The organism is Citrobacter sp. wls714 (assembly GCF_005281025.1).
GTDB classification, from domain to species: Bacteria; Pseudomonadota; Gammaproteobacteria; order Enterobacterales; family Enterobacteriaceae; genus Citrobacter; species Citrobacter werkmanii.
Genome location: NZ_SZWZ01000075.1, coordinates 255,635 through 266,774, shown reverse-complemented (window position 1 = coordinate 266,774; position 11,140 = coordinate 255,635). Strand labels below are relative to the sequence as shown.

The following is an 11,140-nucleotide window of genomic DNA, read 5'->3' as shown; positions in this document are numbered from 1 at the left end:
AAGAGAAAATCTGCTGAATGGTTCTATAAACTTCACAACAAGATTAGCTCACCTAAAATCGAAGAGAATGTAGGCGACTTTCGCCTTATGTCCCGTGAGATGGTCGAAAACATCAAGCTCATGCCAGAGCGTAATCTCTTCATGAAAGGTATTCTTAGTTGGGTTGGTGGCCGTACAGATGTTGTTGAATATTCTCGTGCGGAGCGTGTCGCTGGGGCTTCAAAATTCAATGGCTGGAAGTTATGGAACCTCGCACTTGAGGGAATTACAAGTTTCTCAACATTCCCTCTTCGTATTTGGACATATATTGGGTTGGGCGTGTCATTCATCGCATTCCTTTACGCAGCATGGATGATTATTGATAAATTAATATGGGGAAACCCAGTGCCAGGTTACCCATCCTTGATGACTGCAATACTCTTTCTCGGCGGTGTGCAATTAATTGGGATAGGTGTTTTAGGTGAATACATGGGCCGCATTTACATTGAAACAAAGAGAAGACCAAAATACATACTAAAGAAGAAGGGTCAATAAAGTGAACTTTTTCAAAAACAAATCATCAATTGCATTTATTTTTGCGCTTGCAATATGCTTTACGCTTACACTTTTAGTTGCGCTAAATACCCCCATGCATTCAGACGACTATCTTTATGCTCTAAAGGGATTGTCTTTTGAAAGCCATATTAAACATTACACAAAATGGAGTGGGCGGGTTGTTTCAGATTATATAAGCCCAGCACTTCTGCTCATGCCGCACTGGTTACGGGCTACATTTAACTCACTAGCGCTCGTTGTTCTAATTTGTGCAGTAGTTATATTCGGAAAGCAAGGAAGAAATATAGACACAAAGGATTCTCTTTCTGTTCTATTAATTTTTATTTTATACTATATTTCAAATAGTAACTTAGGACAAACAACATTCTGGATTGTTGGATCTGCAAATTATTTATGGACAAACATGTTCATAGTTTGCTTCTTTTTATGTGTAAAACGTAATGTAAATATTTTCGCAACCTCTTTTTTTGCATTCTTGGCTGGCTGTTCAAATGAAAACACATCTATCGTAGTTGTCATCTTAACAGCAACATATTTAGCATATCAGTTCATCATAAAAAAAGAAGATTACAGAAAAACAATCTGGTACTTAGCGATGAACATTTCTGGTTGTTTGTTACTATTACTTTCTCCTGGGAATGTTGAACGAGCAAAGTTCTTTGATTCGTGGTATAGCAAACCATTAGCCAGTAGGCTTTTTGAGCATGTAACCTACAGAATACCGGCAATGGCGGAGCATTTTTGGTCTTTGCTTTTAGTTATGGCAGTTATTTCCATCTTATTCTCATTGAAACATAATCACACTAATAACCGTTTAAACATAAATTCAGCTCTATCCCTAGTGTTTGTAGTAGCATCAATAGCATCCATGTTAGTCATGTTTGCAGCTCCTTCTTACCCGCCGAGATCGGGAAATGGAACACTTGTTTTATTGATGCTTTCACTTTCTTTGATTCTAGGAAAAACCGCTGTTGATGATAACAAGAATATAATCCTTTGTGGTATTTCATTAGTCATTCTATCAACGATGCCATTCTTTGCCCCTGCATATTATCTTATGCATAAAGAATACTCTAACACCTTCGAACAGGACAAGGTTAGAATGGAATTGATTGATCGTTTGAAACGTGAGGGTCGAAGCGACTTTAAGATTCCAAACTTTTTCTTTGGCACGTTAAGTAGTGACAGTTATAAATTCGATTTGTATCACAACAAATGGTCTTATGGTGCATTCTTTGGCGTTAACTCAATTGAAGGTGGGTATTCTAATTTCGATTATTCATCTATTCTAAATAGCAAATCAATAGACGTTAACAAGGAGCTATTGCCAAAACAAGCAATCCTTAAGAGGATTTATGTTTCTAAAAAAGGTTATTTGATTTTCATAACAAATCGTAACATGTCACTTCCTGATAATGGAAATGATAAACTATTTATACATGCTTACTATAAAGATAATGCAGGATTCAAGAATTATGATTGTTATCCAAAATCAATGATGATTGACAAAGACTTTGTGACAGGAATAAGAATTGACACGACCAACCTAGATTACATCCAAGTTGGTGTGTTTAGCGGAAAAACTAGAAAGACAGATATAAAAATACAAATTAACTGATATGATATTGCGGCCTTATTAACTATTAAGGCCGCAATATATTATGCTGATGCGTTTATTTTAAGCCAACTCGAACCATTCCATTGCCATGCTATTACTGGATCCGAAGGAAATGAAGCTGGTGATGTTCTGTAACAAATAAACTCAATAGGAGTTGTTGTTACAGGTATACCTGGAGTTCCAGAGTTCCTCATTATTGACTTACTCCATCCGCAAAATGTTGGTAATATGCAAGCGTTATAACTGCTAAAATAAGAGAAGCCAATAAGGCCTGTTTTACCAGCATCAACCGTAATCCTCAGCCTATACACCTTTGTTTTATCATTAGTTGGAGCTGAAACGCGGTATAATTTCCAGCTATTACTAGTTCCCATTGAGGTATATTTATCAATTGGCATATAGATAGTATTAGATCCTGACTGGTCCTCAATAACAATTTCCACCGGATCGTCACCTCTGTAGAAAAATGCCCCTCTTATGAATCCTGACTGTGTTTTAGTAAGGTTGGCAATAATTCTGCATCTTACTGATGCATTACTTACTCCAAAGTATCGTCCCGCCCCTCCAGGTTCTGCCGAGTCATCAAATGATATCGCCTCTCCTGGTACTGTTAGTAGTGAATAATCCTCTGGAACTCCTTTTCCATTAAGCGCAGACCAATCACCTGAAGGGCAAAGGTTATTGCTGGATAGACTTATAGTCTCACCGCCTTGCTGGCCTGCGGTTGGATCTAATCCAAGAGCACTTGTCATATGGCTCATAGTTGAAACCCAGCCATTATGTAAATAGACCCGTTTTAGTTCCATGCATTTTTTGAGATCCCGGCCAAATAATGGTGCTGTCGGTATTCCTCCGGTGTCATATTGTTCAGTGATGCTTGAGGCTGATGAGGCGAAAAGGCTTATTGATGAATGTCCTGAGCCACTGAAGTCGGTTGTTAAGTTTGCGCTGGCAACCAGCCTACGTCGTTCGAACATCATCAATATGGAGTGGCAGCAGATCGACATGCAGCGTCGTGTTGCCTGGGTGAATCCTTAAGACAGTAAGTCAAACCGCGCTATTGGCGTAGCGCTGAATGACACCGCTTGTAAGGTTTTGCGTGACCAGATTGGTAAGCATCATAAATGGGTGTTCGTGCATACGAAAGAAGGCATCCGGCCTGATGGGTCAAAGACTCCAACCGTGAGAAAGATGCGCGTCGATGATCAGCGGGCATGGAATGCAGCTTGCCGCCGGGCCGGAATTGAAGATTTCCGCTTCCACGATCTGAGACACACGTGGGCCAGTTGGCTAATTCAGTCTGGAGTACCGCTTTCTGTTTTGCAGGAAATGGGAGGATGGGAAAGCATCGAAATGGTGCGTCGATACGCTCACCTTGCGCCGAACCACTTAACGGAACACGCGAAGCAAATTGACTCAATTTTCAGTGATGATGTCCCAAATATGTCCCATCTGGAAAATAAGGAACTTGCTGAAAATGGGTAAGTTACTGAAATATAATGGTACGCCCTGTAGGATTCGAACCTACGACCTACGGCTTAGAAGGCCGTTGCTCTATCCAACTGAGCTAAGGGCGCATTGTGAAGTGATAACTTCATGCAGAGAAACGCGTGAATTATACGGTCAGTGCTTGCTGAGTCAATGCCTTTTGTTTCAGTTGCTGGCGAAGTGTACGAATGTTGATTTTTTCTGGTCGTTCAAGGGTATCCAGGAAATCACCTGGTAACAACTCAGCCCACATAGCGCCAGATTTAAGGATACATGTATTTAGAATATTTATGATTTTGCTTAACATTCCCCTACCCTCTTTCCAGCGGTTCAGGAACTCTTCAATGTTAAGTATCGCCATCAAGGAAGAAAATAGTCACTTCGAACACGGGCTGAAAATCATTATTTCCCATCTGGCAAATCAGTGGCATCAGGAGATTAGTTTTTTGCCTGTCGAGGATATCGATCGCGCCGACATCGCGTTTATCTCACTGGATGAAGATTGGCTCAACGCCGAATGCTATCAGGTTCCGGTTCACACCAGGCGCCAACACCGGGTGGTGATCTGCAACAGAAACGATAAAGATAAGCTGATGTTCCGGCCCTGCCTGTACATGTTGCCGCTGATCTATCGGGAAGATGACGTTGACGAGATCACCAAAAAATTAGTCCTCATCTTGCAAAAACGCGCGTTACGCAACAGCGTACCGGCGACTATCTGCCATTACTGCACCACCCGCAACTTTTCTATCGCAGAGCGCCAGTTCTTAATGTTTCTCGCCAGTGGGTATACGTTAGCCGAAACCGCTCACCTGCTCTCAATCAGCGATATCCATGCCAAAGCAACCCGTCGCAGCATTATGAAAAAGCTGCACGTGAAAAACGATCAGCAATTCTTAAGATACATCCGGGCGCATCTGAACTTTCTACAAAATTAGGTGGAACCTCTCCGCCTAATTTTTTAATGAGAAATATCTCACCATCAATTAAGTATCGGCTCCTACTGTACCTGGCAACTGACTGCCAGAATAATCCAGTCATACTATTCATGAGGTAACCGAAAGGCACACCCAGTAATATTTTAACTAATCCCAGAGAAAGGTTGCACTGGATAAAACGATCTTTTGGGCATTGAGTAAGACATCAGAAAACTTCCGGCAGATTATTCTGATGGGATACTCAATTGCCAGTCTGGTGATTGTTGAAGACATTGAAACCCAACGGCACAAGGGAACTCACCGTCGCGCTGGAAAAATTTGGGTCAGGGATGTTTGTTGTCAGCAATTTATCCAGACCTGCCGCAACAGAAATGGAATGGAAACGGATGCACAGCGCAAAACGCCGGGAACGACATCGCCGTATACGAAACGCTAACTGTACCCATCAATATCCCCACTGTACCTCACAAGTATTCGACCAAATCGAGTATCTGGCGCAAAAAATCGAATACACCATACCGGGCGATACTATATCTCAGGCGATTATTACAGTGGACTATTATCTTGCCTATACACTGAGCCGCCATTTATTCTCAGGCACGCGCACCGCGATCTTCCGGTCCATTGAATCGGCGCTGGTCTGCCTGCAAAAGTCGGTCATTAGTCAGTTAGTGGTTGATATAGAAGGCTTAACAAGCTCTTACTTCGATATTCTTCAGTGCCTGCGCCAACTACTTAAACAGCGGAATGATATCCAAATCTTCATATTGCTTTCCAGTCATGATGAAGATCTTAAAACCTTTATATCACTGTCTGGCCCCTTTTATATCTTATCACGCAGTCTACACCTCCCAGAGATGCGTCAGGCGTTATTATCCCCGTTGCTAAATTATATTCATTCGAGGCGCATAAAGCAGGTCGATTGGGATATGGTGACCTTACTTTTACAAGGTAACTCCTTAAAAAAGATTGCGCAGTTACAGACACAACCCTACCACCGCATCATCTATCGCCTGAACCAGTTGATTACCCGCCTGGGATTACCAAACCGGCAGCGCTTTTTGCATCTGATACATCGTCTCAACGTTACCTCTCATCATTTAATTTAACACCATAACTCCATGTACAGTAAGATTTTTTAAGAAATTACTTATTTTTACATGAGAAAATTGATCCAATTTTCACAAATATTTAATATTTACAACTATTCCTGGTATTATAGATACCACCTCTTCCACACTTAACCTTACTGTTTCTGCGTACATCGCTCGAAAATAGTGTTCCCGCTGACTTAACAAAACCTAAACAATTAGCTTATTGTATCGTTTTTACTATTTAAAATAAATTTTCAATCTGCCATAATTCGAACCACAGATAAATAATGCCAATAGTCATTAACACATCTGGATCTTTCAGAACATCCTAACTGCCATTAACAATCGGGATGCTGTAAGTCTTTTCCGAAAGAGCGGAGCAGGTATAATCCTCACTGTTTCCTGATTAATTGTTAGTTTTTCCAGTGTGAAATGGATGTTCCACAAATTCATTGTTCTGTAGAAGAACAACCGAATAAACAAGGACGAAATAGTATTTATTCGGTTCTCCTCAGAACAACTCTTGGCTATTTGACAATATTATAACGCCTGATGTTTTATCAAATTCGCAAGATACGCAAACAGTTTGAGGCATACAACAATGAAACCAGCATCCGTTATCATTATGGACGAACACCCTATTGTCAGAATGTCGATAGAAGTACTCCTCGAAAAAAACAGTAATATTCAGGTTGTGCTGAAAACCGATGACAGCCGCGCGGCAATAGAACATCTACGCACGTACCCTGTCGATCTTGTCATCCTGGATATTGAACTGCCTGGCTCTGATGGCTTTACATTACTCAAGAGAATAAAATCATTGCAGGAGAATACTCGGGTGCTATTTCTGTCTTCAAAATCTGAGTCTTTTTATGCCGAGCGCGCTATTCGCGCCGGGGCAAATGGTTTTGTCAGTAAACGAAAGGATCTAAATGATATCTACAATGCGGTAAAAATGATTTTATCAGGATATTCTTTTTTCCCTTCTGATACACTGAACTTTATTAACAATGTAAATGTGCAAAAAGGTGTATTAAATGATATGCCGCTCTCTAACCGCGAGGTGACGGTTTTGCGTTATCTGGCAAACGGGCTATCCAACAAGGAAATTGCTGAACAGTTGCTACTCAGTAATAAAACGATTAGCGCTCACAAGGCTAATATCTACTCCAAGCTCGGTTTACATACCATCGTTGAACTGATCGACTACGCTAAAATGCATGAATTAATGTAACAACACTCCCGGCGAGATGTCGTTCGGGAGTGTTTTGTCAGCGCAATGATTAGTTATAGTTAATCATAAACGTGGCATCAGCTCTGGCGACACCGGGCTGCACCCCATCAGCCAGCGCGATATAGTTGGCAAAAAAAGTCAGCGTGGCATTGCCATTCTCATCAATACCGACGGTCTGGCTGGCCTGCTCAAGCGGCAATCGCGTCCGGTCGCTATCGCGCAGCTCAATAGCCACCTTTTGCGCCATAAGCGCGTTATCGAGCGCCAGTAGCGTAGTGCCTGGGGCCGGGGTCCCGGAAAACGTTATCGACGCGGATCCCGGCGGGCAGCCTTCAAGCTTCAGCGTAAACGAGACCGGTTGGGTGGTGTCGCCGCTGGTCTGTAACTGCTTTGTCGGCCAGGTGCCTAAATCAACCGACTTATTGCTGTCGCTGGCAATCACCGCGCAGGTAAAATCCACAACGTTACCGCGCAGTTCAATATTGATTTCTCCCAGCGACGAGGCGGCCTGGCATAAAACGCTGAATGCCAGCATCGGCATAATCGTCAGAAATGCCCATGCGGCGGGCGTTTGCTTATTAGTCATAGTCCACTCGCAGATAGCCACGGGCAGTAAAAGGCCCTTCCGTAGGTTTATTGCCCGTCACGCTGACCGGCCATGTCCGGATCCCAACACTCGCCGCGGCGTTGTCATCCAGTTGAAATGGAATAGTACTGGACAGATTGTTGGGCGTGAGTGGATTACCGCGGCTGTCAGCGACAATGAAACCTAAATCCGGGTTGTTTGAAACCATCATTTGCCCGGAGGCTTTCTCCGCTTCTACCCGCATGGTTAAGTAGGCCTGAGCGGCAACGTTGGTGCATTTTATGGCCACCGTTTTAGTCTGCGGATTAATACCTTCGGGCTTGTTGCCCGCGCCCGCCTTGCTAAACAGCGATGCGCCAATATCGCCAAAATCAAACTCGACAATCTGCCCGGCGTTCACTTCGCAGTTTTGTGGAACCTCCACCTTACCGCTGTAACTAATGGTGTAAACCGGCGTACTCAGCGCATCTCCGGTACTGGTGGTGACATAGACTCTGAACATTGTCTGCCGGGGAATGGGCACCATGTTAATAAATGAGCGGATCACTTTGAGTTTAAACACCAGCTTTGAATCCATTACGCCAAAAGGTTGCTGCTTAGGCACGTTAGGGTGAGTCCCCATGCGGATATAGTTACGCGGGGGATAAAACAACCCGGCGTAACTGTCGGTGATGCTCATAGCCCCCAGCAGGTAGTCATTAAGTTTCAGGTACTGAAAACCGCCCTCGGTGCTTTGAACCGGAAGTTCAGTGACATAGCTTCGATAGGTGTAATCCACCGTCGTCCCAGCCGGACAGGTGGCATTGACGCCAATCCAGCCTGATTTTTCCGGCAACGTCACCACCTGTCCCGGTTGGTTGTTGCTGCTGTTAAAGACATTCGACAGATCGTAAAAAACATCCGTTGGTGTGCCATTCGAATTTTGGCAGACCGTTGCCCAGGACGGTTGCGCCATCAGCAGTAACGCGCTTGCCAGTAACAAACCTGTTTGTCGTTTCATCGTATTATTCCTGTCGTGCCGCTGGCGATTCGCACGTCACATTCGTGAGCGTCACCGCCTGTTTCAGGCTCTCTTCAGGCAAGGCATAATGCGCCACGCAACGAGCTTTTGCGCCTTCCCCCCATTGGATCAGCAACTCGCCTTTAAGCGGTAGGCCGCTCAGGTAAATTTGCCCGTCTTCACCCACCATACTGGTCACGCCGCTGGTGTTTTCACGCACCACGGAGCCAAATGGCACAGCTTTACCGGCATATTTCGCCGTCATCAACGCCCGCACCCCGATACGTGTATCAAACGCCGCTCGCACCAATGCCCCTTGCGTTGGCACGACGCTGCTGACGTTGTTTTCCACATCGGTATTGTTATTCATTGAATTGGTGTCTAACGCGACGCGGTTATAGCGATAGACGGTGGCATACGGCATCACCGCGTATCCACGCCAGTCGGTCTGCACGCCGGTCTGGTTTTCTATCCGCACGCCCTGAGCGCCTGGCGCTTTGATCAACACATTGGTATCGCCGAGCGGCTGACTAAGCGTAATGCCATCCGCATGTCCTACCACGCCGCCGGAAAGCTGCCAGTTGTAGTCATGCTGGTCGCGGTCGTAGTTGTATCCCACGCCAAGCGTGCCATAGGCCGCCTGCCAGTTAGCGCTGGCGTTTCCGCTGTAACCATTAGTACTGCTGTGACCCTGATTCACGCTATAGCTCAGGTTACGGCCATCCAGCAACGTACCGCCGATCCCGCTCTGCCAGCTATTTTGTCCGTTGCTATTGCGGTTGGCATTAAAGGTGGCGTAGGTGCGATCGAAGGCATTATCACGCGAGTACCGCCGCCCGCTCAGCAAGCTGAACGGGATTGACATATTGAATGCCAGGATGCGGTCAGTATCGGAGATGCCGACCGATTCATTCCACGACCAGGAGAGTGAATAGCTAATCCCCTGCCAACCGCTGGCATAGCCCAGTTGATACCAGGTATTGGTGTCAGAAGTATTCCAGTACGTTTGCTGGCTACCCGAAATATACAGCGATCCGTAATCCCCCAGATTCTGCGAAATGTTGATCTGGAAACGGCCTTTCTTGCTGTAGCTCAGATTGTGGTAACTCTTCACATCTGGCACGTCGTGGCGATTGCCTTCACTGTCGTATTCGTACTCATAGCCTTCCATACTGCGATACGCGACATCGTCGAGGGTATAGAAGCCACGGGTAGAGTAGCGATAGCCCAGAAGCTGAAAGTTAGTGCCAAAATTGTTCAATGACTTCGCATACAGGAAACGCAAAGACTGCCCCTGGTGCGTACTGTCATCCGCCAGTTGGCTGCGCGCATGGGTTAAATCGACGGAAACGGCCCCCCAATCCCCCAGATTTCGCCCGGTACCTAAAACCAGCGCGGTGTAACGTGAGGCTAACTGTGTACCACCATAAGCGGTATAACCCGCTGGTAACCCGGCGATTAATGTTCCCTGGAAAAAGAACGGTGAGGATTGCTGGCTATTGCCGCTGCGAAAATCCCCGGCAACCACGTCATACTTGAAACGCCCTTCTCGCTGTAACAACGGAACCGTGGAGTACGGCACCGTATAGCGCTGCTGGCTACCGTCTTTCTCATCCACCGTCACCTCAAGGTCACCGCTGGAGGAGGTCGGGTTAAGATCGGTTATTGCAAAAGCGCCAGGTGAAACATAGCTTTGATAAATCACGTAGCCATTCTGACGAATAGTCAGTTTCGCTGCGGTACGCGCAATGCCCCGCACGGTAGGCGCATAGCCTTGCAAGCTGTCGGGATACATGCTGTCTGAGGAATAAAGTCGCGCGCCACGAAAACCGACGCTGTCAAAAACGTCATTTCCGGTATTGCTGTCGCCCATCACCAGTTCACCCTTCAGCGGGATAACCGCGCGCTGAAGCCATGTACCGATGTTTTTCCAGCTTTGTGAATGGTATCCGTCGCCTTTGGAATAGCTCCACGCGCCGTTGTTCCTCAGTCTCCAGGGACCATAGTTCAGGCCACTCAACATGCTCAGGAAATAGCTGTCAGTATCGCTCCCACGGCTACCGGTAAAGTTATAGTTAACCAGCGCGGCCGGGATCCCTTCATCCCACTCGTCTGGTGGAATGTAGCCGCGCGCGCTGTTTAACATCGACGCCTGCGGCAGACTGATGTTTAAGCGCAAAGTAGAAAAATCAAAAGCAATTTCACTGCCGGGAATCGCCTCAGGCAAATTGATACAGGTCGCGTTCGGATCCTTACTGAGTGCCGGAAACGCGGCAATATTAACGCCCAGGCGCTTCACCCAGTCGAGTCCAAAGCACGGCATCAGTCCGCCAGACTTCTCCCCGGCTTTTCCCGCACTGCTGACAAAACGAATGTCCTGGGTAGCAACGAATTCATCATTGCGCCAGATATCCACACGATAAACGCCTTCAGGCTGATGATTACCTTTTTCAAAACGTGATAAATCCGCCACGGTTGCGGTATCCGCAGATAAAAATGCCGGATTAAAATAGCTTTCCCCATGGCTTAAAGAGGGAAAGAGCGCCGCCAGCGTGGACAACGCCACCCCCGCCAGCGGTGGCGTAACCCCCGGTAACAGGTCAGGAAAATACGTTGTCTTATTCATC

At 45.8% G+C, this 11,140-nt stretch carries 9 protein-coding genes, 1 tRNA gene and 2 pseudogenes; 6 read left to right on the top strand and 6 right to left on the bottom strand.

All coding sequences use genetic code 11. The features are described 5' to 3' along the window. Positions 1-534 (top strand): annotated as a pseudogene (locus tag FDX11_RS17090) (glycosyltransferase); the annotation flags it as partial. A 1-nt stretch (position 535) separates the two neighbouring features. After that, complete coding sequence (locus tag FDX11_RS17085) at positions 536-2,173, top strand: DUF6056 family protein (RefSeq protein ID WP_137398277.1); 1,638 nt, start codon at positions 536-538, stop codon at positions 2,171-2,173. Positions 2,174-2,214: 41 nt separating this feature from the next. Here FDX11_RS17085 and FDX11_RS17080 read toward each other — a convergent pair whose 3' ends face one another. Beyond that, positions 2,215-2,934: a hypothetical protein gene (locus tag FDX11_RS17080; RefSeq protein ID WP_212734567.1), complete on the bottom strand. Its 720-nt coding sequence runs from the start codon at positions 2,932-2,934 to the stop codon at positions 2,215-2,217. Between the two features lie 115 nt (positions 2,935-3,049). Between FDX11_RS17080 and FDX11_RS17070 the strand changes: the two are divergent. After that, positions 3,050-3,658 (top strand): annotated as a pseudogene (locus FDX11_RS17070) (site-specific integrase); the annotation flags it as partial. Positions 3,659-3,673: 15 nt separating this feature from the next. Here the strand turns inward: FDX11_RS17070 and FDX11_RS17065 are convergent. Then, positions 3,674-3,750: transfer RNA gene (locus tag FDX11_RS17065), tRNA-Arg, on the bottom strand. Between the two features lie 38 nt (positions 3,751-3,788). Next, entirely contained in the window at positions 3,789-3,968 is a 180-nt protein-coding gene (locus tag FDX11_RS17060; protein WP_042309935.1) for a hypothetical protein, read from the bottom strand. A gap of 37 nt (positions 3,969-4,005) precedes the next feature. On the opposite strand from FDX11_RS17060, the gene fimW reads away from it, so the two are divergent. The 3 genes from fimW (at position 4,006) to fimZ (ending at position 6,927) form a co-directional block, all read left to right on the top strand. Continuing rightward, positions 4,006-4,599 (top strand): fimbria biosynthesis transcriptional regulator FimW, encoded by a 594-nt coding sequence (gene fimW, locus FDX11_RS17055; RefSeq protein WP_137398275.1) that lies wholly within the window; start codon positions 4,006-4,008, stop codon positions 4,597-4,599. 386 nt (positions 4,600-4,985) lie between these two features. After that, on the top strand, positions 4,986-5,708 hold the full coding sequence (locus FDX11_RS17050) for a fimbriae Y protein (protein WP_137349027.1): 723 nt from the start codon (positions 4,986-4,988) through the stop codon (positions 5,706-5,708). Positions 5,709-6,294: 586 nt separating this feature from the next. Next, positions 6,295-6,927 carry a fimbria biosynthesis transcriptional regulator FimZ gene (gene fimZ, locus FDX11_RS17045; RefSeq protein ID WP_137398274.1) on the top strand — a complete coding sequence of 211 codons (633 nt, stop codon included), beginning with the start codon at positions 6,295-6,297 and terminating at the stop codon, positions 6,925-6,927. Positions 6,928-6,976: 49 nt separating this feature from the next. Here fimZ and sfmF read toward each other — a convergent pair whose 3' ends face one another. The 3 genes from sfmF to FDX11_RS17030 are packed head-to-tail and all read right to left on the bottom strand — an operon-like array spanning position 6,977 to position 11,139. After that, positions 6,977-7,468: a fimbria assembly protein gene (sfmF, locus tag FDX11_RS17040; protein WP_137366314.1), complete on the bottom strand. Its 492-nt coding sequence runs from the start codon at positions 7,466-7,468 to the stop codon at positions 6,977-6,979. Positions 7,469-7,505: 37 nt separating this feature from the next. Then, complete coding sequence (fimH, locus tag FDX11_RS17035) at positions 7,506-8,513, bottom strand: type 1 fimbria D-mannose specific adhesin FimH (protein ID WP_042309941.1); 1,008 nt, start codon at positions 8,511-8,513, stop codon at positions 7,506-7,508. A 4-nt stretch (positions 8,514-8,517) separates the two neighbouring features. Beyond that, the gene (locus FDX11_RS17030) at positions 8,518-11,139 is read right to left on the bottom strand and encodes a fimbrial biogenesis usher protein (protein WP_137398273.1); all 2,622 of its coding nucleotides are present in this window, start codon (positions 11,137-11,139) and stop codon (positions 8,518-8,520) included. Position 11,140: the final 1 nt, after the last annotated feature.

Bases quoted from the DNA above. Each gene is read 5' to 3' on its own strand.
- FDX11_RS17080 (WP_212734567.1), bottom strand. From the start codon at position 2,934: ATGAGCCATATGACAAGTGCTCTTGGATTAGATCCAACCGCAGGCCAG.
- FDX11_RS17060 (WP_042309935.1), bottom strand. From the start codon at position 3,968: ATGTTAAGCAAAATCATAAATATTCTAAATACATGTATCCTTAAATCT.
- fimW (WP_137398275.1), top strand. From the start codon at position 4,006: ATGTTAAGTATCGCCATCAAGGAAGAAAATAGTCACTTCGAACACGGG.
- FDX11_RS17050 (WP_137349027.1), top strand. From the start codon at position 4,986: ATGCACAGCGCAAAACGCCGGGAACGACATCGCCGTATACGAAACGCT.
- fimZ (WP_137398274.1), top strand. From the start codon at position 6,295: ATGAAACCAGCATCCGTTATCATTATGGACGAACACCCTATTGTCAGA.
- sfmF (WP_137366314.1), bottom strand. From the start codon at position 7,468: ATGCCGATGCTGGCATTCAGCGTTTTATGCCAGGCCGCCTCGTCGCTG.
- fimH (WP_042309941.1), bottom strand. From the start codon at position 8,513: ATGAAACGACAAACAGGTTTGTTACTGGCAAGCGCGTTACTGCTGATG.
- FDX11_RS17030 (WP_137398273.1), bottom strand. From the start codon at position 11,139: ATGAATAAGACAACGTATTTTCCTGACCTGTTACCGGGGGTTACGCCA.